The following is a 22,916-nucleotide window of genomic DNA, read 5'->3' on the forward strand; positions in this document are numbered from 1 at the left end:
GAGCGGGATCAATCGGCCCAGAGTCTCGCCGCGCCGCGCACGCCGGAGGAATCTCCCCAATGCGCGGGGGCAATCCGCCCCTGCCAATGATCCGAGAAGGCATGGCGCGCCACGATCGCGGGCAGGCGGTCATACAGTTCGCCGACGTTCGACATGCCGCCGCCCAGGACGAAGACCTCGGGGTCGGCCAGGTTGACCACCATGGCCAGCATCCGGCCCAGGCGGTCGATGTAGCGATCCAGCGCCTCCATCGCGCCTGCATCGCCGGTGCGAGCGGCCTCGACCACGGCCTGGGCCTTCCAGGCGCGTCCGGTCCTCGTCTCATGATCGCGCTGGAAGCCTGTGCCGGACACCCAGGTCTCCAGACAGCCGTTAAGGCCGCACCAGCAGGCCGGGCCGGGCGCTTCGTCGGCGGAGGGCCAGGGCAGGGAGATATGGCCGATCTCGGCCGCCACGCCATGCGCGCCCTCGATCAGCTTGCCGTCGACCACCAGTCCGCCGCCGCAGCCGGTCCCCAGAATGACGCCGAACAGGTTGGCGACGCCCGCGCCCGCGCCGTCCACGGCTTCCGACAGGGCCAGGCAGTTGGCGTCGTTGGCCAGCCGGACGGGGCGGCCCAGTGCTTCCTCAAGGTCTTCGCCAAGGCGACGCCCGTTCAGATAGGTCGAGTTGGCGTTGCGGATCAGGCCGGTGCGCGGCGACGGCGAGCCTGGAATGGCCACGCCTATGGACCCCGCTACACCCGCCTCGGCCTCGACCCGCGCGATCAGGTCCGCGACGAGGGCGAGGGCGGCGTCATAGCTTCCCGGATTGGGTTCGCGGATGCGCGCGGCGAAGGCGCCGTCGTCGGCGATGGCGGCTGCCTCGATCTTGGTGCCGCCGAAATCGACCCCGATCCGCATCAGGCGGCGAAGACCTTGGCCATCAGTCCTTCCAGCGCGGCGGCGTCCACGGCGTCGAAGGCGGCGATTTCCGTGGCGTCCACGTCCAGCACGGCGATCAGTTCGCCCGCCGCATCCAGCACAGGAACCACGATCTCGCTGGCCGAACGGCTGTCGCAGGCGATGTGGCCGGGGAAGGCGTGGACGTCCTCGACCACCTGGGTCTGGCGCGTCTTCGCCGCCGCGCCGCAGACGCCGCGCCCAAAGGGTATGCGCAGGCAGCCCAGCGTTCCCTGATAGGGGCCGACCACCAGTTCCACGGGCTTGGTCTCGTCCACGACGTAGAAGCCGGTCCAGAAGAAAACGGGAAAGGCGTCGGCCAGCATGGAGGCGACGGTGGCCATGCGCGCCGTCCGGTTGGGTTCGCCGTCCAGCACGGCCAGAATTTCGGCCTCGACCTCGGCATAGCGTTCGGCCTTGTCGGCGGGGCGGTCGTCGCGGGCGACATAGGACATGACGGCTCTCCTTCAGGACACCGCCATATAGGCTCAAGCCGCGTCGCACAAAGGGGCGGCGGTGCGGTGCGGAAATTAGAACAAAATAAGAACAATTGACTTGAGGCGCGGTTCGACCCCGCGTTAGCATCGCCTTCAATCAGTGGAGGAGGCGAAGATGAACAGCGCGTCGCGAGCGGATGAGGACTTTGCACGACAGATGGCGTGGCTGGATCGCGAACTGGCGCTGAGGGTCGAAGAGGCGCGCGCCGGCGACCCCGGAAACCGCGCCCTGGCCGTGGGTCTGCTGATTGGTCTGGTCGCGGGCATGGCGCGCGGCGGGACGACGCCGTCGTGACCATGCATCCGACGCCATCGAGCCTGGATCGCTTGCGGCTGGACGAGATCGACTGGTCGCGCTGTTCGGGGCGGGACCTGCATCGCTTGGCCGAAGGCGCGGCCCAGGCAGAGATGCGAAGAAAATTGGTAGGCCCGGAGGGACGACCGGTCCCCAAGGAATTCAACGCGCTCGACGTGTCTAACCGGGTGCGGACGACTCAAGCGCCATCGGCACTTCAGGCGAGGTGTCTAACCGCCAGAACGACGAAAGCCCGCCCCGGCGAACCGGAGCGGGCCTGATAGCGGAGCCTGACGGCTCGACGCTGGGTATTTCAGTTGTCCGGGATTGCCGGACAACTGCCTAGCCCGGAAGCAATCGTCGCCACCACGGACGCTCGATCTGTCGGACGGCGGCCTGATCCCGAGCCTCGCAAGCCCTCACGACGGCGATGACATCGGACGACCGCCCGTTGGCCTTGGCCAGCTGACCAGTCTGCTCCACGCCGAAGACCTGCCAGTCCCGCTCTTCGGCGTTGTCCTGCGGAAAGGCGGCGGACGGAACAGGGTCAGCCCACTTTGCCGGGATCAGCGAGGAGCACCCGGCAGCGGGCATCGCGACTTGGATCGATCCGGCACAGGCTGCGCAGAGCGGCAGCGTTAGCAGAAGCGCGGTCAGGGGCATGGCGTATCGCATCGGTTCCGTCCTTCACGGTTGCATCGATTTCAGAAGTGCGCTCGTCGGCGCGGTCGCGGATGGCGCTGGCGTCGCCTGCGGCCGCCGTGCGGCCCTCGGCCATGGTCTGGCCCGCGTCAGCCTTGCGAACGGCTTGGGCGGCGTTCCTGCGGCCATCCAGGGTGCACCAGCCCAGCAAGGCGAGGGACAGGACGAGGACCGCGACGGCGAGCCAGCCGGTGGCGGTTAGGTTGCGGAGGAAATTCATCGCCCCGTCCTCATCTGCTCGGCCAGGCGGACAGCTCGGCCCTTCACCTGTTTGGCCCAGAGCGAGGCCAGCATCCCGCGTGCGGCGCCCTCGTAGTCGCCGGCCTGGACCATGGCGAGCGTGTTCTTGAAGCCTAGCAGGCCCTTCACGCCGAGGTTGAACGCCATGTTCTGCAGGACGCGCCGACGCACCGGGTCCAGCCCGGCTATCCAGGGCAGGGCGGCGGCCAGTTCGGCGTTGTGCTCCAGGACATCCTGTCTCAGCGCAGTATCAGCCTGGGCTTCGGTCCAGACCGTGCCCGGTTGCACGTGGGCGTGGCCGTAGCCGATCGTCCAGACGCCTACGGTGTCCTTGTAGGCCTTCAGGCGCAGGCCCTCGTCGCGCTTCAGGTCGGCGATCAGTTGGGAGTCGACCTCGATCTGACCGCCGAGGCCGAACGCATCAGCGACAGCGTCGATCAGGGGAACGTGGGCGGGCAGCAGCTTTCCACCGGGCGCAAACGGGCGCACGGCGTCGAACAGGGCCTTACGGTCCATGTCGGTCTCCAGTTCAGATTGTGGGGATAGGTGATTTTACGTATGATGAACGTCGGTCGTCATGAAACCGGCTCAGGGAGGGGCTGCGCCAATGAAGAACGCCGTCATTCTACGCATGCTATCCGATGCTCCGGGAGGAGGCCTTCGGACTTGGTTCGAGTTCGCGCCGCTGGTGAACGGCCGTCCTCGTCGCCGTCCCGATCATATGATGGCGTCGGCTGAGAGCGCGGCTCGGCGGGCACGAGCCCACGGGTTTGAGACCGATGACGAAGTCATCGACTACCGAGTGCGCTAGCCGACCTCGGACTTCGCCTTGGCGATCTCGACCTCGGACACGGGCTGGGAAGCGGCCGCCGCATCGATCGCGCGGTTCGCCATGTCCTGCTGGCCGGCATTGACCACCTTGGCGAAGTAGAAGCCGAGGATCAGCAGCATCCCGTCCTTGAACAGGCCGACGATGGTCTGGACGCTTTCTCGGTAATCGGCAGGGATATGTGGACCCACCCAGGCGATCATGGGCGTGTAGAGCAGGCAGCCAGCAAGAAATCCCAATGCCAAAATGGTGGTCGTCTGCGGCATGGGAGGGAAGCGGATGATGATGGGGAGGTTCATGATACAGCCCTCGCGTGGGCGTCGATCACGGCTTTGAGCTGCCGGATCTCGCCCTCTTGTTGGACGGTCTTCTCGATGGCGGCGTCACGCTCTGCACGGACCCGGTCGAGGTCGGCTTGCATCTGCTTCACCTGGCCCTCGAACGTGACGGTTCGGTCGTGCGCGGCGGCGAGGTCCGCCTCGAAACGCACGGCGACCTGCTGGAGCCGCTCGATCTCCTCCCGCAGGCCGCTTGTCACTTCGGTAAAGGCAGTCGCGGTGGCTGCGATCACCGCCGCTTCACCGGTCGCATGGGCGTTAGCGGCGGTAGCGTCCACGGCGCGGCGCGACGGACGTTGAGCCCAAGCGGTCAGCACCCCGCCGAGCCCGAGGGCCGTCAAAAGTGCGGCTATCCCTTCCCATGAAGCGAAGGGCATGCCGATGTGATGGCCTGCAGACATGCGGGCTCCTACGCGATGGTTTGTGGTGGATGGCCCAGCGCAAACCGGGTTCGTCAGTCAGATTTGCTGGGGCCGCCGCCCACGTACTTGCCGCCGATGTTTGCGGTGATCGCGGACAGGCCGCCGACGTTGACTATCGTCCCCGAAATCGGCCCGCCCTCGATCAGTGTTGCGTCTTGGCCATATTCCCAGTTGCCGTGACCGGCGAACCGTTCGGACTGAATGGATGTCGTCATCTCAGTTGCCCTTCGCCGCTTCAGCCGCCACACGCATCGCCTCGATCCGCGCCGTCTCCTGCGCCAGGTGATCGGCGGCATAGCGGGCGTTGGCGATCAGGTTGGCGACGGCCGATTGTCGACCGTCCGTCAGGTATTGGGCCTGCTCCTCCAGCAGGGGCAGCGCCTCAATCAGCGTCTTGCCGTGCAGGATGTCGAGGACGGCGGCGACGATGGGGAGCTGAAGCTGTTCGATGGTGCTGACGCGAGCGGCGCGAGCTTCGTCGGCTTCGCGCAGCAGGGCGAGTTCGGCCAGAACGGCTTGGCCTTGAGCGTTGATGTTGGCTTTGGTCATGAGGGGTCTCCTTGGGTTTGGTTGGACTGAAGGTGGGCGATTGCGGCCTGGGCGGCGCCGAGTTCGGCCATGAGGACGCGGACGGCGCAGGCCATGTCGGCAAGGATGGCGACCGGATCGACGCCCAGCGGCGTGCGTTCTTGTTCGCCGGTTTCGGGGTTGATGACCGGGGCTCGCAGTTCGAAGGGCGCGAGACCTTCTCCCGGCAGGCAGGGGCCGTAGCGTTCGGCGTAGGCGTAGGAGAACTTCGGCTCATCCCCCACGACGTAAAGGGGGCTGATGTCGCGAAGGCCCTGCGCCCCCAGGCCGCGCGCCGTGACGCCGTCCTCCAGCCGGACGTATTCAAGCGCCTCGATCTGCATGACTCGAACCACGGCTTCGGCGTCATCGACCGTGACGATGTCCGCCTTCAGCTTCAGGTCGCAGGTCGGGACGAACGAAGGGGCCGAAATGGAGACGTTCGAGCGGAAGTTGCCGCCGTCCCCGTAGAACTGCCGTCCGCCGATATTCCAGGTGATGGCGTAGCCATTGGCGAACGAGCTGTTGGCGCCGCCGTCGCGCCAGACCAACGAATTCGGCGTGTCCGACGCGGTCACGGTGCTCAGATAGTAGGCGCCCGTTCCCGACAGGAAGCCCGCTGCGCCGCCCGATACGGCGAGAGCGTGTAGTGATCCACCGCCCTGGTTTCCGTGCGCGTGGACATGGTCCGCCCGGGCGCTCTGCGTCGAGGTTCCGCGCGCTGCTGTACCCACGGCAGCCGGGGTTCCGGTCGTCGCCAGAGCGCCGAAACCCAGAGACGCGATATGGCTGGCGGCTAGAGGGGTCGTAGGCATCAGATCGGCACCGTCAGATAGGTGGAGGGGTCTTCAGTGACGCCGACCAGTTGCTGACCGGCGGGCGGGGTTGGCGGCACGTTGCCGGTGCCGGGCGCTGAGCCCAGCATGTAGTAGGCCTGCATCATGCCGTTGCGGGCCTCGGCATAGGTTGTGCGTTCGATGGCCGTGTCGGCGGATCGACGCGCCTGCAAAACCAGACGCCGCCGTCCGCTGCGCGCGTTGGAAGCGATGCGGTGCGCGGCCCAGACCGAGTTGACCCAGGCCGTGTTGACCAGGGAGCCGGTCACCTGGCTGGTGGCCAACTCAATGACATCGCCGCCAGAAGTATCGGTGGACACCGCCCGAACATCGACGCGAGGCTCAGGGGCTGCGGGCCACTCTGGTTCCTTCGGGACCAGCCACTGACCGGTGCCGCGAACATCCAGTCCCGAGAACATGGCGAACCAGCCCTGACGCGTCGGACGCTCGAACGAGGCCACGTTCGTCCAGCCCGTGCCGAGCACGATGGGGGTCGCGCTCGCCGTCGTGCTAAAAAAACCGGATAACGTCGTGCCTCCGAAGAAGCCGTCCGTGGCCGAAATGCCCAGGATGCCGTTCTCAAGCGTCTCCGCGCCCTGACCCACACTGGTCGGACCCGCCCATAGTAGGAGGTCGCCGCCCGTGCCGAAGCCGGCGCTCATGCGGACCCTGCGGCCACCCTGGGAGAAGTTCAGGTTGCCGGCGTTGATGTCGCCAAGGTTGGCGCTGATAGCCGCCAGATTGGTGACGTTCATGTGGATGGCGGTGAGCGTGCCGGTCTTGACGAAGTCGCCGTCGATCATCGTCCGGCCATAGGTAGCCGTGAAGTTGTTCGACCCGTAATAGGCGCCGATCAGCACGGCGTTGGTCGTCGCGACCGTGGCGCTCTTAGTGGTTGAGAGCGTCGTCGAGCCCTGTGTCCAGTAGAGATAGGTGACGTCGCCGCCCGAGGCCGAATAGGCGTAGGAGCCGCCCGAGATGTCGAACGCTGTCGCCGTGCCGCTGTCGGCGATGTAGGTGACGCGACCGTTGCCCCAGGTCAGGGTGTTGCCCGAGGTCGAGAAGCTGAACCGGTCGAAGGAGACGCCCCGGTTGCCGATCTCCGCTGTGTTCGCCTTCAGGGAGTTGGCCGCGACAGCCCCGCCGTTGATCAGCGTCAAGTCGCCGCCGTATTGCCACGACGCCAGGGTGCTGCCGCCGACCGCGATCTTGCCCGGCAGGATGGTGGTCGAGCCGCCGTTGATGCGCCCGGCAGGATCGACAATCGCCGCCCGCCGCGACAGGTCCTCGCGGGCTGTGGCGTAGTCGTTGAACTTCGCATTGAACACGACCGGATCGATGGCTGTATCCTGGCTGCTGTCGCTCCAGGGAGGCGTCAGGCCGCTCAGATAGGTGCCGACCGCGTTGAAGGCGGCCGTGAACCCGGTGCTGGAAATCGCCAGCGACGCCGCCATCGAGGTCAGCGACAGGTATTCCTGAGACATCTCGGCGTACTGGCGCACCAGAGCGGGCTTTTCGCCGCGCGACAGGACCGCGTCGGACTGCATCGCCAACACGGTCTGATACGTCGTGTTCATCTGGCCGATGGTGGCGCCGCCCGGCCCGAAGGTCAGGCCGACCGGCAGAGCGCCGGTCACGGACAGCTTGTCCATCGTGACCTGTTCGGCCCGGATGTTGCGCGCCCAGACTGCATCAGCGGCCAGCTTGTTCGCCGTGACCGCGTCCGCGTCCAGGATGCCGGTTTTGACCGACAGCGCCTTCAGGTGGACCGTATCGACCGTATCGGTCTTGATATAGGCCCCGTCGATCATCGTCCGGCCGTAGTTGGCCGTGAAGTTCGTGCCGCCGTAATAGGCGCCGATGATGACGGTGTTGGCGCTGCGGGCGACAGCGGGGCTGTAAGTGGTCGAAAGCGCCAAGGCGCCCTTGAGCCAGTAGATGTATAGGCAGTCGCCTGCGCCGGTCCAGGTGGCGCTGCCGCCGCTTACATCCGACGGGACCGTGGCGCCCAGGTCATCGACATAGGTCACGCGACCATTGCCCCACGTCAGGGTGTTCCCCGACGTCGAGAAGCTGAAGCGGTCGAAGGTCACGCCCCGGTTGCCGATCTCCAGCGACCCCGCGCGCACCGAGTTCGTGGCGAGCGCGCCGCCCTCGATTTTCGTCGTGTCGGAACCGCTGCGCCAGTCGGCCAAGGTGGTGGACCCGGAGACGGCGATATTGCCGGGGTTGATCCGCGTTGTGTTGGCGTTGACGCGGGCCGCCGGGTCGGAGGCGCGGCTCTCGATAGTCGCGATCTCGACCCCGGTTCCGCCCACGGTGATCGTGCCGGGAAGCGATGTCGTCGTCTTGAGGACGGTTCCCTCGACGCTGCCTGCGACGAGGCGGTCGCCCGTCAGGGTGCCAACCGCCACGTCGTCGTTGCCGACGCCGGACAGGGTGCGGCTGGTGACGGCCGAGAAGGCGGAACGGTTGCCCGAGGAGTCGACTGACTTCAGCCAGTAATATCGGGTTGAACCTGTCGCCAACCCCGAGCGCGCATAGCCGCCAGGTTGGCCCGGCAAAGCGTTGACGGTGGCGAGCTTTGTCGCAGACGCGCTGTCATTGGTCGCATTTTCGAAAACCTCGACCTCGCGCAGGTCGGCGTCCGGCGCGTTCGTCCAGCGCAGGAAAATGGACCCGAGGGAGTTGGTAGCCGCCAGACTGATCGGCGCGCCCGGGGCGGCGTTGTCTGAGGCAGCGGTGACCGACGCCCAGCCCGTCCATGCCGACTTGTTGCCGACCCCGTCATAAGCGCGGACCCGCGCCTGATAGACGGTCCCCGGGATAGCGCGAACGATTTCGTCGCGGTTTGATCCGGCCACACGGATGACCGGATTGCCCGCGCCCTCCTTCCACTCGACCTCATATCCCGACAGGTCCGTGTCGCTGACGGCGGCCCAGGTCGCGATCAGACGAACGACAGGATCGCCGCTGCCGGCGGAGACCGACGAGGACAGAGAGAGGCCCGTGGGGACGGCAGGCGGAGTGGTGTCGAGGTCGCCGCCGCCGATACCCGGAACAGTGGCGGACGTGGCGGCGCTGAAGATCGACAGGTTGCCGGACGTGTCTTCGGCCTTGAGCCAGAAGAACCGCGCATCTCCCGCCGTCAGACCGGCGCGCGTGTAGCTGCCCTTTGCCGAAGCCGTCGCGCTTGCCTCACCAACGCGGGTCGCCGTGGCGGTCGAATTCGTCGTGTTCTCGTAGATGACGACCCGGCGCAGATCGACAGCGCTCGGATTGGTCCATTCCAGGAAAATGGTCCCGCCGGGCACGGCCGTGGCCGAGAATGCGGTCGGGGCTTCAGGAGCCGTCGTGTCGCCTGAGGCCGTGATCGACTGCGCTTCAGTCCAGTCCGAGCGGTTCCCGGCCTTGTCGAGCGCCCGCACGCGGATGCCGTAGGACTGGCCGATGACGGCGTCCCGGCGCCAGGCATTGGTGGCGACATAGTCCACGACCGTGAAGCCGAGGTTCGTCACCTCGACCTCATAGCCGTTCAGGTCGTCTTCGGTGTTCGCCGTCCAGGTCGCCGCAATGGCCGAGGTGGGCTCGCCGTTGGCGATCGTCGTGGTGCTGGAGAGCGTCGGCGGCGCCGGGGTGGCGGGCGGTTCGGTGTCGAGGCCAGGAATGTCTCCGACCGGCACTCCGCCTACATGGGTGGTGTCGCCTGCGATCAGGTTCGGCGCTGTGTAAGGCCCCCAGACGCCACGCTCTGAGAAGTTCTGACCGCGCTGATACTGGATAGCGACGTAGTAGGTCTGATCGGGCTGCAATCCCTCGATCGGGATGTTCGTGACCGTCGGAGGCCCCTGATAGGCCTGCGTCCAGTTCACCCAGTCGGCCCAGACCGGCTGACGTTCACCCTCCGGCGCTTCCGGGATCGGATCGGGCGGGGGTGGATCAGGCGGCAGGCCCCATTCCACGATGATGGCCGTGGCGGTGTCGTTGCTGACGATGCCGGTCAGGTCAAAGCCGGGGACCTGGGTGCCATCCGGCGCCGGCGGGCGGACGACGATGGTCCAGTCTTCAGGCAAGGGCGGGGAGACATGGGTCGGATCGACCGGTTCAAGAACCGGAGGAACCGGCACCACAGGACTCTGACCCATGGCGAAGGCATACTTGGCGTCGGTCTCGCTGACGAACGACACCCGCACGATGCCCGTCGCCGGGTCATAGTCGGTGTTCAGGCACAGGCACTTCACGCCATCGAGGACGAAGCCGGGTTCCGTGATGGTGAAGGCGTCGCCGGGCCGGATGCGTTGCAGGTGCGGTTTCAGCGGGATGACGCCGGCGATGCCTTCGCGCGTGTTGGCGATCTGCAGGGCCGCCAGCTGGGCCGCCTGCTTGGCATTGGTCACGAAGGGGAAGTCGATGCCCCGAGGCCGCGTGCCGCCGTCCTGCTCGCGATAGGCCGCCGCCGTCACCTCCGGCAGAGCGGTCAGCTGCCAGCGGTGCTGCTCGGACCAGAAGCGCGGGCGAATGGTGTTGATGCGATCGATGCGGCTGGCCGCCGTGTCGATCTCCAGCGGGCCAGCGGTATCGGCGGCCGAGATGGTGACGATGCTGGTCCGTGGCGCCGCGCGCTGGATGCAGCTGATCTTGCCTGCACGCTGCGCATAGATGGCGCCGGCGGCCTGCAGGAAGGCGTCCAGGACCTGGGACTTGTCGTCGTCGGTCGTCGGATAGGCGGCGCAGGACCAACCGTTGGCGTCGGCGATATTGGCCAGAGCAACAAGGGTTTCGAACTCGATGCCCGAGGCCTTGGCGCCGATGCCCCCGACCTGCCGATCAAGCTGGGGCGCGCCCTTGCCGATCGGGCCTTCCCAAAGGCCCAGCGACCACTTGATGGCCCACAGGCCGGGGTTGGCGGAATAGACCCAGGTCGAAGGATCGCTGAGGCGGCACGGCCCCGCTCCGCCCGGATAGGTGCTGTCGAGGCGAGGGTCCCAGACGCGCAGCCCCCGGAAGACCCGCAGCGGCTTCACCTCGCCGGTCGGATAGGCCGAGCCCTTGGAGTTCTCCCCCAGGATCAGCATGTCGCAGGCCTTGCCCGACAGGCGGCTGGCGGCGCCCCATCCGGGCAGAAAGACGTTGTTCTTCAGGCCGAGCGGCGAGGACAGGGCGACGTCCCGCTGCGCCCCGAGCGAGCGCTTCAGCCACATCTCTCCCTTCCATTGGGAGGTGATGGCCTTGCCTGACACGTCGAAGATGACGAACTCATCGTCGCCCCGGAAACTCTCGAACCCGTCGATGGGGCCGGCGCCCGACAGCACCGTGACGAACCCCTTGTACATGAGGTCCGGCCCGAAGGTGTCGATGTGAACCGCCGAACCCGCCACGCCCACGCGCCCGGCCGCGAAGGGGATCGGACCGTCGGGCGACAGCAGCCATTCGTTCGTCCGCCCGGCCGCGCCCACCTGGGGCTGCAGCGCCGACATCGCCGCCGTGATCGCGACGTTCATCAGCGCATTCAGGGCGACCGACTTCAAGGTCGTCATGAAGCCCACCTTCGCCGCCGTGGCGGCGACCGCCGGGGCGGCGCTGGCGGTGAAGGACGCGGCCGAGAGGGCGAGCTGAGGCATTCAGACCCTCCAGGCCGTCACGAAGGCGAGCGGGACCAGGACCTGGCAGACGCCGTCCTTGAACCCGAGGATGCGGCCGTTATCGAGGGCGACCGTCAGCGAGCAGCCGAAGGGATCGCCGTCTTCCATGGCCATGGCGATGATGTCGCCCGGCAGAGCAGCGGCCGGGGCGATCCGCGCGCCGGGCAGGACCGCGTCCATCAGCTCGACCAGATCCTTGAACCCAGCCTTGCGGATGTAGCGGACGGCGCCGGCCTCGGTCGTGTGACGCGACGCGGTCAGCAGCTTGGCCTTGCGCCCCAGCTTGTGCAGCGAATGGGCCGCCAGCTTGCCGCAGTCCCGGACACCAGGCGCGTATGAGCGACCGGCAAAGCGGTCCATGCAGGCCTGCGTCGCCGCAGCCCGCTTCAGCATAGTGTTCATGCGTCAGCCTATTTGGAGAAGGGTACGAAGGTGTTCAGCAGGCGCTTGAACAGGCCGGGGTTCTCTGGCCGCGAGCGCCATTCCTTCTTGCGAAGGACGCCGTCGACATGGATCAGGCCGTTTTCGCCGGGCCAACAGCCGGAGTGGAAGGCGTGGTTCAGGCGCCAGTCGGCGTTGGGCTCAAGCTGGCGCTCGGCCTGGGTGCCGCATTCGAGGGTGAGGGACCAACTGTCCCCGACCTGAAGCCGGGGCTTGTCGATCTCGCCATCGAACTTCAGTTCGGGCAGACCCATCAGGCCGCCGGTCGCGGGGTCGATGACGCCCTCCCACCACTGGACGCGCACGCCCTGGGTGGACGGGTTGCCGAGCGCGGCGGTCGCCACGTCCGACGCCGGCAGGATGACGATGTCGATGCGCGTAGTCTGCGCCTCAGAACCATCCTTGATCGAACTGACCGAGGACAGGGCGCCGTAGGTCGGGTGGCGACCGAAATAGGTCTCCGGCCCGTCGCCTTCTCCAGCGTCGTGCACAGCGAACCCGCCATCGGTCAGGCAGACCGCACCGCCCGGCATGTCCAGGCGGACGAGGGTGCACTTGATCGGCGCAGGCTGCTGGAAGGCAGTGATGAGAGAGCTATCCATTGGATATCTCCGTTCGATTTCTGTTCAGGGTGACGGCGTTCTGTGAACCGGGCAGGCTCTCAACCCTCACGGGAGGGACCAAATCATGAGCAACCAGGGACAGATCTACGGACAGTTCGCCGTGGGCCCGCCGGGTTCAGTGCCTACGATGCACGCGGATCGTATGATGGGGTTCCGCATAGGACGGACATCAGACGGGCAGATCGCAGGGATTGATCTTCAGTTTGAGACGAAGGGACAGCCTCACAGCCTGACCGTACCCATCCTTGATGCCCTGGCGCTTCTTGGGATGCTGAAGTCGATGCAGCTAAACGAGGATATGCCGTTTCCCGAGGATCCCAGAGACCCGAACTGGAAAGCCAGCATGTACAAGTCGAAGGGTTGAAGGCGTCCATCACTCGCGCTCCCGGACAGTGAACTGCAAGCCGACCAGCCGATCCACGCCGACGGCCCATTCGCCAAGGTCACGGACGAACCCCTCGATCATGGGTTGAGCGATCTCGACCACGTCGTTGTCGTTCGGCGGGCGGCGCAGCATCGTGCGGAGCGAGACCGTGGCCGTTCCCGAGACAGACGTCGCGCTCGCCTTGGCGCGGTAGAGGTAGCGCTGACCTGAGGAGACGACCGACAGGAACTGCCCTTTGCGGATGACGTAGCCGTTCGGCAGGCCGTCGATCACCAGCGATGTCCCGGCCTGGCCCGCGCCCTTCACCAGCGGCGTGCCGGGGTTCGGGATCACCAGGCCGGGCTGGAACACGCGCATCAGCACCGTGTCGCCCTCGGCCATCAGGTCGTCCCAGTCCATCGACTGGACGTAGGTCATGGGCGGCATGGAGAAGGTGAGGGCGTATCGCGTGCCCTTGCGGAGCAGTTCCTGTTCCGCGCCGCCGAAGGCTGGCGTCAGCGTGTTCTTCGCCGACACCAGGGCCACAGCCATGTTGGCGGGCGCCGGATCAGTCGGCAGCGTCAGCACGGTCATTTTTTGACGCCTCGCGTGTACCGGTTCGTGCGGGCCATGTCGGACGGAACCGTCTGGCGGGCGCCGGAGTAGGCGGCCTCAGAGGCCTGTGACGCCACCGGAACTGCTGCATCAGAGGCCAGGGTTATGAAGCTGTCCCGCTCCGGCCGAACGACGACCTCATGAAGCACGCGCTGGGGTGATCCAGCGCCGCCGCTCATGCCGGGGATGCTGAGCGATGGCAGGGACATGCCGACGAGCCCTCCCGTCGAGAAGCCTTTGAGGTTCGTATGCATCGCTTCCAGCCGCGCCGCGCCGATCCGCCTCACCGCCTCGGCCGAGAAGACGTATTCGCCCTTGTGGACGATGCCGGCAGGCTCTTTCACACCGCCGTCGCCAGTGTAGCCACCCTTGTCGAAGCCGAAGAGGGAGCGACCGGCGCTGAAGGCCTTGGTGAGCCAGTTCGTAGAGCTTGCAGCGATGCGCCCGGCGCCCGACCCATTTCCGCCGAACAGGGCGTTGGCCAGCGGCTCCGTGATGCCCCTGCGGACCGAGATCGACAGCAGGTCGGCCATGATCTGCTTGGCGACCTGAGAGAAGGTCTCGCCGAGGTCCTTGCTGTTCATTATCGCGTCGACGATGCCGTCGTTCAGGGCGTCGAGGCCGCGGGCCGCGATGGACTCGTAGGCTTCGGCGATCTCTCCGGCATCCTTGAGGGACTGGTCCCGCCACTGCTGGAGCGGAGTCATATTGGCGCGGGCGACTGCTTCCTGCTCCATCTGGTCGCGCCGCTTGTTGTCGTCCAAGGCCTTCTGGCGCTGCTCGGGCGTCAGGCTCTTGTTGCGTTCAAGAGAGACCTGAAGGGCGTCGCGACGCTGCTTCTGCGTGATCTCCAACAGTTGGCGTTCAAGGGTCAGGCGCTCACCAGCCGAGCGGGCGGCGCCGATTTGAAGCGAGACGAGATCGGCGGTCAGATCGGCGAGCAGCCGCTCGTTGGCCATGCGCTCGTCGTCGAGGTCCCGCAGGAGCAGGTCGTTGCTGATCCGATCTTCCAGGTTCCGGTTGATCGTGTTCTGGGCCGTGATCTGGTTGAACTCGCCGTCAAGCAGGTCTTTGCGAGCCAAGCGGCTTTTCAGGTCTGCGTCTTCGCCTGCGCGGGCGATCTGCAGTTCCTGTTGGCGTAGATCGTGACGCTGTTGAACAGTCAGCAAGTCATCTTGCTCGATCTGGAGGGCGCGAGCCTTCGCTCGGTTGATCTCTTCTTGGACGCGTTCCGCGCGGCGGGCCTCTCGGTCCTCTGAGCGGTCGGTGCGCGTCCTTGGAGTGGAGGACGGAACGTTCAGACTGGTGCCGTTGGGGCGGTCTACGCGACCCGGTGCATTAGCGCGGTTGGAGCGCTCAAGCTCGGCGATGCGCTGGTCGGTCGCTGAGATGGCGGTCGTCAGGTTGTCGAACTGCTCGCCGACATTTTGCTGGGGGGCAAAGGTGGTGGCAAGTAATCCACCGACGAATGGAGTGGATTCCATAATACGACGAGAAAGACTTGGCTGCTTCACTGACCCGTCAGGATTGACCACGGGCCCGCGCGTGCGGAAGCGATCCAGCCCCGCAGTGCCATATTCCGCGGCTATGCCATCCTTGCGCGCCTGTAGGTTGTCGCGGTGTGCCTTGAGCCCCGACAGGCTTTTCGCCTCTAGGCTCTTCCATTCCTGAAGGGCGTCAGAGAGCGCCTTGGCGAGGTCGTTGACGAGGCTGATAGCCTGAATGATGACAGGAGCCAGATCGACAAAGGCCGTCTTGAGCTGGACATCGATAACCCGGCTCAGGGTTTCGAACTGCGACTGGGCCTCAGCGCCGCGCGCCACCACGTCCGCACTCATGACCGCCCCCAACTGGTGGGCCTCGTCGCGAAGATTGGCTACCTCGTCGGCGCCTGCTCGGATGGCGACACCGAGCGGGCCGAGGCCGAGGCGTTCGGCGATGGCGGCGCGGTCACTCTCAGACTTCAGCGCGCCAATGCGATCGATAACGGCGTCAAGCGCCTCTTCGGTGCTCTTGAACGACTTCAGCTGCTCGGGCTTAAAACCCAGGGCGGCGAAATCCTTCATCGCCTCCTTCGACATTTTGGAGCCGGCGAGTGCGAGTTTCTCCGCGAAGTTGCCGATGGCGCTGTCCGCTGCCTTGGCATCTTCGCCAGACTTCACCGCAACGAAGCGCCATTCTTGCAGCGCGTCGGTCGAGACGCCGATCTTCTTGGCGCTGTCTGCAATGTCGCCCGCCGACTGCATAGCGGCTCGACCCATGTCCCACATGGTCTTGGTCACGAGGAAGGCGGCGCTGGCCAAGGCGGCAATGCCGACTCCAGTCATTAGTGATTCACGGTTGAGGCCCCCAAGGCCGCCGGCGACGCCGCCCAGCCCCTCGGCTGCGCTGTCGGACGATGGTTTCACGCCGTCCAGCGCCTCGGTCAGCTCCTTGGTCGCCTCGGTCGTCTGCTTAAGGTCAGGGGCCGTGATATTAAGGGCTGGTCCTCCGGCCGCGCCGCCACCGAAGTCCTTTGGCACCCAGCTTTGCACGCCGTTGATCGGGTTTGTGTCGAGCCGGTGCGTGGCTTCAGTCGGGATGGTCGGAGCCGACAGTTTGACCTGCTGGACCTCCTTGGCTTTGCGAGCCAGTGCGTCGAGTTCGGCCTTGGCCTTTTGGGCTCCTGCCGAAATGCTGCTAGCGACCTCTTCGCCAGCCTTCTTCATGCTGTCGCGGATCGCATCGCCCGCCTGCACGCCTGCGGCGCCAGTATCCCTCAGCGCATCAGCACCCTTTTTCGCGCCTTTTGCGGTCCCGGCTCCAACGATCTCCCCGAGCGATGCCTCCGTCTTTTTCGCTGATTCCTCAACCTCGCGGCGGGCGGCTTCCATGTCGCCTTGGATTTTGGCCCGGCTCGCGCGGAGCTCGAATACGGCGCTGCCGACTACGCTGCCATCAGCCATGTTTCACCCATGAAAAAGGGCGACCCCTGGGGATCGCCCTAACGTTGTTTGCCTATGCGTCGCGGTCAGTCGTCGGTTTCGTTCGGCGCCGTTTCGTCGAAAAACTCGACCAGCAATTCAACCGCCTCTTTTGGATAGTTGGCGTCGGGATCGGTTTTCCGACTCCTCAGCCACGACCCGCAAGACGACGATGGTGGCGTGTCCGCTTCTGGACAAAGCGTCCAGTATGACTCGTAGAAGGCGGACAGCCGCTCGTAAGTGCTGATGCCTTTCCGTCCGAACTCGTCGGAAACGGGTTTTTCTTTGAAGACCAGGTTCAACATTTCCTGAACTGGCGTGACGTCTTCAGGATGCAGAACGTCGAGCGATTGAACCACTCTCGGCCAGACCCGTGCCTCAACTTCGGCTGGGTCGCGGACTGGCAGACCGCAGTCCGAAAGGACGCGATTTATTGCGGCCGCTGATCCGCTCAGGCCGAACGTATATGTTACCGGGGTGCCGTTGTACTTTTCCGCCTGGATGACGATGCGATTGCCCCCGGCCAACCTCCGGGCGAATATTCCCGGTTCCGGGGAGAACACTCCGCCGCCATCTGTCGACGTGTCCCAATAGTTGTCGACCACTTCCCCGCCATCTATCCGATAACGGGTTTGGGCACCCTCATTATCCAGGTAATCGCGGACAGTGTAGAACGCCTCAATCCTCCACCCCGAGCACCTCACGACGAGACCGGCCGCCCCATTCGGCAGCATCCCCGAGGCGGTCGAAATACGAGCATCGCTGAACTGGTCTGTGCGACTAGAATACCGCCACGTCTGTGCTGACGCAGGCGAAGCCAGAGGGACTAGCAACCCTGCCGCCACCAGAAACACTAAACTCTTCATTCGCCCCTCCGCTTTGCCGGGAGGCTATTCCGCATCCTCGGCAGGCTCAACCTCCAGCCCCCAATCGGCGGCCATCCGGTCGAAGATCGCTGCTGCGAGTTCTTCGTCGGCGCCGGGCGGAGGGGCGTCCAGCATGGTCGTGATGTAGTGCTGCGGCCCATGGAGGCGGTCTTCACGAGCGAACCGTTCCGACATCCATCCGATCATGAGGAAGCCCTCCAGCCTGGCGCGCTGGGCGGCCTTGATGCGGAGGACGGTTTGATAGGGCGTTGATGCCCAGAACTGATCTTCGTCTAACCCCGCCTGGAGGACGGCTTGCTGAACAGCTTCCACCACATCCGACGGGGCTTCTGAGGGTTTTCATTGCCGCTCTCGGCTGGCCTCCGTGTAGGGCCAAAGCGGGCCAGCACCCAAGCATCCTCCAGCGCCTTGAACGCCGTTTCGAAACCGAGGGGCTCGCTTTCTTCGTTCAGCAGATCAGTCGCCGTCAGTTCACCGCCCGATGCGAGGACGAGCAGTTCAGCCATGGAAGCCTGGCACCCGTCCCTGCCTGCGAGGATCGTCTCGAACTGCTTCACGATCCATTCGCGGCCCACGGCGTCGATACGGGACCAGGTGAAGCGGAGCGGAATAGCCCGCCCCCCGTGAGGGAGGCGGACGATCCCGAGGCGTTCGTCGGTCGGCGTCATCAGGCAGCCGTGGCGCGAACCGGGGCGGCGACCGGCTCAAGGGTGCCCGAGTACATGACCTTGCCGTCAACCTGGGCGCCCAGCGTCAGGTTCGGGACAGCGTTGAAGCTGATCTGCTTCGCGCCAGCGCCAGCGCCGAGGACGACGCGGAACGGCAGGGGTGTGTTGGTCGCCTCGGCGGTGAACAGGGCTTCCTGCTGGGTGTCGCCCTGCTGGTAGTGCATTTCGAAGCTGTAGGCCGAGGGCTCGCGCGGGCCGTTGATATACTCGCGGGTGCCCGGCGTGGTGTCGAAGTCGGTGGCGTCGATCTTGTTGGGCGAGAAGCCGCCGCCGTTCAGATTGGTGACGCCGGGGATCGCCGCATAGGTCGGGGTTTCGCCCGTGCCGAGGTGCAGCTTCAGGAAGCCTTGGACCAGAGTGGCCATGGGTGGTTCTCCTATCGATAAGGCAGGGGATCAGGGCGCCGCGAGGGCGTGAAGCGCGCGAACCGCCTGCCACGGTCGCGGATGGGGGAAGGTCAGGTGTTGACGAGGTCCAGCCGGATCGAGACGCGCCGGCCGATCAATGAAGGGTCGGTCGTTGGGGACTGCATGGGGCCGTTGACCCGGCAGACGTCGCACTTGCCGCTGGTCACGGTCAGCTCGCCGGGGCGGTTATGGAAGAGGTCGCGCACGGCCCGCATGAGCGTGTCGAGGTCGGCACCCGAGCCGGTGTCTCGCTGATAGCCGCGTACGTCCTGGAGGATCAGGCGACCATTTTCAGTGAACGTTTCGAGGGGCTCGTCGCGCGTCGGCACGGCGATGATCAGGAAGGGCTTGGCGGGCTGAGCGTCGAGGAAGTCGTCGGGCGCGCGCTCGGAGAAGATCGCCGGGGCGCCGTTGTGGGTCGCCAGCGAGGCCGAGACGCCAGCCAGGCGGGCGAAGATGGTGGCGGTCGAGTTCATTCCTTGGCTCCAGCAATGAACGCGTCGCGCAGTTCGTCGGCGTAGTCGGTGGCCAGCAGGGTCAGGAAGGGGCGGGGGGCCATGCGTTCCGTGCCCTTCTCCAGAGCCTCAGCCTGGGCAGAGTTGGCGACGATCCGGCCGACAAGGTCTTCGCCCTCGCGCCTGATCTGCTCGTCGGCGTTAGTGTTGGCGGACAGCGCGCCGGTGTCCTTGGCGGGGGGCTCACCGGGCGCCGAAGCCTGATGCTTGCCATAGACCCTGCCGCTGCCGGGCCGGTTGAGGATGTCGCTCTTGAGGATTTGCTCGCCCTTGCCGAGAGCGCCCCGGAGGCCTGCCTCGCCAGCGTCGGTGGCGATCTTGGCGATGACCCCGTCGTAGAGCGTGACCCGGCCCATCAGCGGGCCTGAAGTTCGTAGAGGGCGGCGGCCGGGTCGCCGGTCTTGGCGATGACTTCGAAGGTGGATGGCTCCAGCCCCTTGGCGGGGTCGGGAGCGGTGATCTTGTGGCCTTTGGCCGGGATGACGCCTGCGGGTAAACTGCCGCCCAGGACGAGGACCAGGCGGTCAGTGCCCGGGATGCCCAGCGATGCGCGGCGGAAGTCGCTGTAGTCGGTCACCAGCGCTTTGCAGGGATGCTCCTGCGGATCGGTGTTGATCCAGCCGCCTTGGTTGTCCGAGACGCGCCCGCCGGGGATGGCGAGGACGCCGTCTTCGAAGTCCTCGGCGAAGTCGTCGAAAGCCTCAGCCTGGACGCCGGTGATGATGCTCATGCGGCCCTCCGAACGGCGATGCTCTCGTCGCAGCGGCAGGCCACGATCTCTTCGGCTCCAGCTCCTAGACTTGAATCACCTGGGAACATCAGCAGCGCGCCGCTCGGGCTTTGGAAGGGTAGGGACAGGCCCCGCACCGTCTGGCCGCTCATGGCCTCATGGGTGTCGCGGACCCGGCGGTCTCCAGCAGTGTGCCAGCCCCGTTCGATGTCGGCCTCGGCGATGCGCCCATCGTCGACCAGCTGCTGATAGGCTTCGTGCTTGGCGGCGCGGATAGCCGGCAGCCCCTCGGTGCGGGCGATGACTTCGCCACGGAGTTGGACCAGGCGGGCGGAATAGCGGGTGACCATGAGCGAGGCGGTGTCGCGGTCGATGGCCTTGCCGTCGCGGACCGCCTTCAGGACCGTGCGGTCGTAACGGCGGTCGCGGCGGGTGCGGGTCAGGTAGTGCTTCAGCAGCTTCGGATCGGCCGAGCCCAGTTCGATGCGGGCGGCTCGGACGTAGGCTCGTTGCGGCGCCGACAGACCGATCAGGCCGCCTTCACGGTTGCCGGTGGCGCGGCTGATGCGTCCGACCAACTCAAGCCCGACCGACCGGGGATGCGCGCCGCGCGCCATGCCGGCGGCGAGGAAGTCTCTGGCCTGCTGGCGCTCCCCATCCACCAGGCCGGTGATCAGGTTGCCCGAGAACTGGCGAATCCAGCTGGCGGCGCGCTGATTGCCGGGATCGAAGCGGAAGCCGATCGATACGGCGGCCGACATGGATGCGACGGCGCCCCGGCCGCCAGCAACGAACGCCTCGGTGATCTTGGCTTCCAGCGGGAAGAAGGCTGCGCGGTCGATGTGCAGCGCGTCCATCGCGGCCTGCAGGTTGCCCTGCTCGATGGCCAGCTTCAGCTTCTGAAACTCGACGCCCGACCGCAAGTTGTTGACGGCCTCGCGGAAGGCGAGGGCGACCTCCAGGCCGAACTTCTCCGCCAGCCCCCGGAAGAGCTGTTGTTGTGTCGGGCGGCGGGCCATGGAGCTTAGGGCTTGATCTGCCCGGCGTGGTGGCCGGCTTCAGCCATCAGGTCGAGGTAGGCTTCAAACTTCGCGCGGGCCAGGTCGCGATAGCGCTGGATCTCGGACTGCGGCTGACGATTGGCGACAGCTTGCTGCATCTGACCGGCCGTCGACGCGCAGTCGAGGATGGTCTCGGTCGCCAGTTCCATCGGCATGCGATGGGCGTTCAGGCGCGGATCATCATGGGCGATGCGTTTGGTCATCGCAGGCAAAGTCGCACAGGACTGCATGTCAGCCAACCGCCCATAGACCAAGGCTCGCTAGGGTCGTCTCTGGTTTCAGGTATGGAGCGAGCAAGCCTTCCACGGCGCTCAGCTTCAGGGTGCCGTCGGCGACCACGTCGCCCGAACCTTCGAAGAACTCCTTCTCGATGGGGCCGATCTTCTTGCGCTTCACGGCGCCGATGGCGGTGGCCGAGACCGTGAGGCTGCCGGGCTTGATCGCTTCCTGATAGGCCGCAGCGTACGAGGCCTGCTCGATTGCAACCGGGATGACGTCATCGGGAATGATCTGCCCGTAGGCCTTGGCGCCGGTGCGCGGCCACGCGCGCTCCTGGGCAATGCCGAGGGTCGGGACGCCCCAGAAGCGGGAGCCATAGGTGTTGTCCACGTACTGGCTCCCGCGCTGGCGCAGGATGGCGGCGTCGGGCGCGCCAGCGGGCAGGGTCTGGCCGTTGATGGCCAGCCATGCCGTGAATGCGCTGTCGCTCCCGTAGGCCATGATCAGGCCGCAGCCTTGTCGAAAGCGGCCTTGGCGCTCTCGGTGGCGAAGGCCAGCTTATCGTCGTCCGACAGACCGTCGAAGCCGTCCAGGTCATTCTTGCGAACCGACTTTCCGACGGGCTGATCGGCGCCGTCGAAGATCGACCACCAGCCGGGCGATTTCTCCTTGGCGGTGAACGGGCCGACAGGGGCGACGAACTCGGCGGGGGGCTGGTCGTTGCCGGGCTTCTCGCCGCCCTTGGGATTGGTCACGGCGGTCTTGCTGGGCTTCTCGCCGCCCGAGATGACCTCGAACCGGCCCGCCCAGGGATGCGGGGCCAGCGGCTCGCCGTCCTCGCCAACTTCCTGATCGGCCACGTCCAGTTCGGTCCCGATCTTGATTTCCTTGCCTTCGCCGTCGTGGATGCCGCCGGCGGTGATCTTGATGCGCATGATGGCGCTCCTTCCGAAAGGGAAGGGCCAAGGCCGGAGCCCTGGCCCCGCCGCCTTAGTTGATGACCGTCGAGGCGAAGACGCCCGACTTGCCGTTGTAGTCGCCGCGGACCTCGATCCCCATCGCGCCCATCACCAGGAATTGGTAGTTGTCGGTGGGGTTCAGGCGGGTCATCGCCGTGGTGTTCACGGCCATGCCGACCAGCGGACGGACGAACCGAGCGTTCGGCACGAAGCCGAAGAACTGGTTGCCCGTCAGCTTCGCGGTCACCTCGATCTTCTTGATCCGGCGGTTGCGAGCGATGAACTCGCGGATCGTGCCCTGCTTGAAGCCCTCGGCGCTCGAATAGGAGCGGTCCCAGGCGCGGGCGATGTCCGGCGAGATGTAGAGGTTGACCGCCTCGGTGATCAGGTTGGCGTCCAGCATCGCGCCGAAGGGCCCGATGAAGAAGGCTTCCAACTCATCGGCCGTCGCCGTGGTCAGGTTGATGTTGGCGCCGCCGGCAGCCGAGCCGAGGTTGATCAGCTTGGTCAGCGGCGAGTTGCGCAGGCCATAGGCGGTGTAGCCCTGGAACTTGATCGTCGCGTCGCCGTCCAGCGCGTAGTCCGCCATGTTGCGATTGATCTTGTCCAGCGAGCCTTCCTGGTCGTCGGCCAGGGCGTCGAAGTTGGCCGAGCGGAGGGTGTTCCACTCGCGCCATTCGCGGCCATAGCCGTCGGCGAAGATCGGCACGACCGTCCCGCGGTAGTCGTAGACGGTCTTGTCCATTGCGACCGGGACCTGACCGCTCAGCGATCGATGGACCGGGTTGTTGGTGTCGGACGCCACTCGGGTCAAGTGGGCCATGGTGCCGATGTTCACCGGCTTTGCCAGGGCCATCAAGTCGGCCATGAACGGCTGACCGCCATCGTCCCGCATCACGCGGGTGGTGATGGTGTCCAGTTCCAGCCAGGCGTCGCGCGGCAGGATCGCCGAGGCGTTCGCCTGGAAGCTCGCGAAGTGGTCTTCCACGTGGTGGAAGTAGTCGCGCGAGACGCCGAGCTGATCCCACCACTCGGCGTGAGGGCGGGAGTTGGCGATGAGGTTCTCATCGAAGTAGCGCATGTGCCAGGTCTCCC

Annotated in this window: 29 protein-coding genes; 2 read left to right on the top strand and 27 right to left on the bottom strand. The window is 66.0% G+C overall.

Annotated elements, in window-relative coordinates; translation table 11 throughout:
• Window positions 1-8: 8 nt before the first annotated feature.
• Window positions 9-905 carry an ROK family protein gene (locus tag ACR9FL_RS04070; protein ID WP_436358117.1) on the bottom strand — a complete coding sequence of 299 codons (897 nt, stop codon included), beginning with the start codon at window positions 903-905 and terminating at the stop codon, window positions 9-11.
• Complete coding sequence (locus ACR9FL_RS04075) at window positions 902-1,396, bottom strand: GAF domain-containing protein (protein WP_436357272.1); 495 nt, start codon at window positions 1,394-1,396, stop codon at window positions 902-904. The genes ACR9FL_RS04070 and ACR9FL_RS04075 overlap by 4 nt, the downstream gene beginning before the upstream one ends.
• Before the next feature lie 157 nt (window positions 1,397-1,553).
• Between ACR9FL_RS04075 and ACR9FL_RS04080 the strand changes: the two genes are divergently transcribed.
• Window positions 1,554-1,733 (top strand): hypothetical protein, encoded by a 180-nt coding sequence (locus tag ACR9FL_RS04080; protein ID WP_436357273.1) that lies wholly within the window; start codon window positions 1,554-1,556, stop codon window positions 1,731-1,733.
• A 342-nt stretch (window positions 1,734-2,075) separates the two neighbouring features.
• On the opposite strand, the gene ACR9FL_RS04085 is transcribed toward ACR9FL_RS04080, so the two are convergent.
• The 11 genes from ACR9FL_RS04085 to ACR9FL_RS04135 all read right to left on the bottom strand — a co-directional run bounded on the left by ACR9FL_RS04085 (window position 2,076) and on the right by ACR9FL_RS04135 (window position 12,352).
• Complete coding sequence (locus ACR9FL_RS04085) at window positions 2,076-2,327, bottom strand: hypothetical protein (RefSeq protein WP_436357274.1); 252 nt, start codon at window positions 2,325-2,327, stop codon at window positions 2,076-2,078.
• Window positions 2,281-2,655 (bottom strand): hypothetical protein, encoded by a 375-nt coding sequence (locus ACR9FL_RS04090; protein ID WP_436357275.1) that lies wholly within the window; start codon window positions 2,653-2,655, stop codon window positions 2,281-2,283. Before ACR9FL_RS04090 ends, ACR9FL_RS04085 begins: the two co-directional genes overlap by 47 nt.
• Entirely contained in the window at window positions 2,652-3,191 is a 540-nt protein-coding gene (locus ACR9FL_RS04095; protein WP_436357277.1) for a glycoside hydrolase family protein, read from the bottom strand. The genes ACR9FL_RS04090 and ACR9FL_RS04095 overlap by 4 nt, the downstream gene beginning before the upstream one ends.
• Before the next feature lie 291 nt (window positions 3,192-3,482).
• Window positions 3,483-3,803: a hypothetical protein gene (locus tag ACR9FL_RS04100; protein ID WP_436356933.1), complete on the bottom strand. Its 321-nt coding sequence runs from the start codon at window positions 3,801-3,803 to the stop codon at window positions 3,483-3,485.
• Window positions 3,800-4,243 (bottom strand): hypothetical protein, encoded by a 444-nt coding sequence (locus ACR9FL_RS04105; protein ID WP_436356934.1) that lies wholly within the window; start codon window positions 4,241-4,243, stop codon window positions 3,800-3,802. Before ACR9FL_RS04105 ends, ACR9FL_RS04100 begins: the two co-directional genes overlap by 4 nt.
• Window positions 4,244-4,296: 53 nt before the next feature.
• On the bottom strand, window positions 4,297-4,479 hold the full coding sequence (locus ACR9FL_RS04110; RefSeq protein ID WP_436357278.1) for a hypothetical protein: 183 nt from the start codon (window positions 4,477-4,479) through the stop codon (window positions 4,297-4,299).
• A gap of 1 nt (window position 4,480) precedes the next feature.
• The gene (locus tag ACR9FL_RS04115; protein ID WP_436357279.1) at window positions 4,481-4,813 is read right to left on the bottom strand and encodes a hypothetical protein; all 333 of its coding nucleotides are present in this window, start codon (window positions 4,811-4,813) and stop codon (window positions 4,481-4,483) included.
• Entirely contained in the window at window positions 4,810-5,646 is an 837-nt protein-coding gene (locus tag ACR9FL_RS04120; protein WP_436357280.1) for a hypothetical protein, read from the bottom strand. Before ACR9FL_RS04120 ends, ACR9FL_RS04115 begins: the two co-directional genes overlap by 4 nt.
• Window positions 5,646-11,288: a hypothetical protein gene (locus ACR9FL_RS04125; RefSeq protein ID WP_436357282.1), complete on the bottom strand. Its 5,643-nt coding sequence runs from the start codon at window positions 11,286-11,288 to the stop codon at window positions 5,646-5,648. Before ACR9FL_RS04125 ends, ACR9FL_RS04120 begins: the two co-directional genes overlap by 1 nt.
• Window positions 11,289-11,711: a DUF6950 family protein gene (locus tag ACR9FL_RS04130; protein WP_436357284.1), complete on the bottom strand. Its 423-nt coding sequence runs from the start codon at window positions 11,709-11,711 to the stop codon at window positions 11,289-11,291.
• A gap of 8 nt (window positions 11,712-11,719) precedes the next feature.
• The gene (locus tag ACR9FL_RS04135) at window positions 11,720-12,352 is read right to left on the bottom strand and encodes a hypothetical protein (RefSeq protein ID WP_436357285.1); all 633 of its coding nucleotides are present in this window, start codon (window positions 12,350-12,352) and stop codon (window positions 11,720-11,722) included.
• Window positions 12,353-12,437: 85 nt separating this feature from the next.
• On the opposite strand from ACR9FL_RS04135, the gene ACR9FL_RS04140 reads away from it, so the two are divergent.
• Window positions 12,438-12,737, top strand: a complete 300-nt coding sequence (locus ACR9FL_RS04140) for a hypothetical protein (RefSeq protein ID WP_436357286.1) — start codon at window positions 12,438-12,440, stop codon at window positions 12,735-12,737.
• Window positions 12,738-12,746: 9 nt separating this feature from the next.
• Here the strand turns inward: ACR9FL_RS04140 and ACR9FL_RS04145 are convergent, their stop codons facing one another.
• The 14 genes from ACR9FL_RS04145 to ACR9FL_RS04210 all read right to left on the bottom strand — a co-directional run bounded on the left by ACR9FL_RS04145 (window position 12,747) and on the right by ACR9FL_RS04210 (window position 22,902).
• On the bottom strand, window positions 12,747-13,331 hold the full coding sequence (locus ACR9FL_RS04145; protein ID WP_436357287.1) for a hypothetical protein: 585 nt from the start codon (window positions 13,329-13,331) through the stop codon (window positions 12,747-12,749).
• On the bottom strand, window positions 13,328-16,297 hold the full coding sequence (locus ACR9FL_RS04150) for a hypothetical protein (RefSeq protein WP_436357288.1): 2,970 nt from the start codon (window positions 16,295-16,297) through the stop codon (window positions 13,328-13,330). Before ACR9FL_RS04150 ends, ACR9FL_RS04145 begins: the two co-directional genes overlap by 4 nt.
• Before the next feature lie 65 nt (window positions 16,298-16,362).
• Complete coding sequence (locus ACR9FL_RS04155) at window positions 16,363-16,920, bottom strand: hypothetical protein (protein ID WP_436357289.1); 558 nt, start codon at window positions 16,918-16,920, stop codon at window positions 16,363-16,365.
• A gap of 285 nt (window positions 16,921-17,205) precedes the next feature.
• Window positions 17,206-17,388, bottom strand: a complete 183-nt coding sequence (locus ACR9FL_RS04160; protein ID WP_436357291.1) for a hypothetical protein — start codon at window positions 17,386-17,388, stop codon at window positions 17,206-17,208.
• A gap of 86 nt (window positions 17,389-17,474) precedes the next feature.
• Window positions 17,475-17,870, bottom strand: a complete 396-nt coding sequence (locus ACR9FL_RS04165) for a hypothetical protein (RefSeq protein ID WP_436357292.1) — start codon at window positions 17,868-17,870, stop codon at window positions 17,475-17,477.
• Window positions 17,870-18,295 carry a phage tail tube protein gene (locus ACR9FL_RS04170; protein ID WP_184269025.1) on the bottom strand — a complete coding sequence of 142 codons (426 nt, stop codon included), beginning with the start codon at window positions 18,293-18,295 and terminating at the stop codon, window positions 17,870-17,872. The genes ACR9FL_RS04165 and ACR9FL_RS04170 overlap by 1 nt, the downstream gene beginning before the upstream one ends.
• Window positions 18,296-18,387: 92 nt before the next feature.
• A complete protein-coding gene (locus tag ACR9FL_RS04175; protein WP_436357293.1) occupies window positions 18,388-18,813 on the bottom strand; it encodes a hypothetical protein in 426 nt (141 codons plus the stop codon).
• Window positions 18,810-19,208 carry a hypothetical protein gene (locus ACR9FL_RS04180; RefSeq protein WP_436357295.1) on the bottom strand — a complete coding sequence of 133 codons (399 nt, stop codon included), beginning with the start codon at window positions 19,206-19,208 and terminating at the stop codon, window positions 18,810-18,812. The genes ACR9FL_RS04175 and ACR9FL_RS04180 overlap by 4 nt, the downstream gene beginning before the upstream one ends.
• Window positions 19,208-19,582, bottom strand: coding sequence for a hypothetical protein (locus tag ACR9FL_RS04185; protein ID WP_436357296.1), 375 nt, complete (start codon window positions 19,580-19,582; stop codon window positions 19,208-19,210). Before ACR9FL_RS04185 ends, ACR9FL_RS04180 begins: the two co-directional genes overlap by 1 nt.
• Complete coding sequence (locus ACR9FL_RS04190; protein WP_436357297.1) at window positions 19,579-20,601, bottom strand: hypothetical protein; 1,023 nt, start codon at window positions 20,599-20,601, stop codon at window positions 19,579-19,581. Before ACR9FL_RS04190 ends, ACR9FL_RS04185 begins: the two co-directional genes overlap by 4 nt.
• A 5-nt stretch (window positions 20,602-20,606) precedes the next feature.
• Window positions 20,607-20,846, bottom strand: coding sequence for a hypothetical protein (locus ACR9FL_RS04195; protein WP_436357298.1), 240 nt, complete (start codon window positions 20,844-20,846; stop codon window positions 20,607-20,609).
• Window positions 20,847-20,874: 28 nt separating this feature from the next.
• On the bottom strand, window positions 20,875-21,363 hold the full coding sequence (locus ACR9FL_RS04200) for a DnaT-like ssDNA-binding protein (protein WP_436357299.1): 489 nt from the start codon (window positions 21,361-21,363) through the stop codon (window positions 20,875-20,877).
• A gap of 2 nt (window positions 21,364-21,365) precedes the next feature.
• Window positions 21,366-21,797, bottom strand: a complete 432-nt coding sequence (locus ACR9FL_RS04205) for a hypothetical protein (protein WP_436357301.1) — start codon at window positions 21,795-21,797, stop codon at window positions 21,366-21,368.
• Between the two features lie 55 nt (window positions 21,798-21,852).
• Entirely contained in the window at window positions 21,853-22,902 is a 1,050-nt protein-coding gene (locus ACR9FL_RS04210; protein ID WP_436357302.1) for a major capsid protein, read from the bottom strand.
• Window positions 22,903-22,916: the final 14 nt, after the last annotated feature.

The sequence above is a fragment of the Brevundimonas sp. CEF1 genome (genome assembly GCF_051353055.1).
In the GTDB taxonomy this organism is placed as follows: Bacteria; Pseudomonadota; Alphaproteobacteria; order Caulobacterales; family Caulobacteraceae; genus Brevundimonas.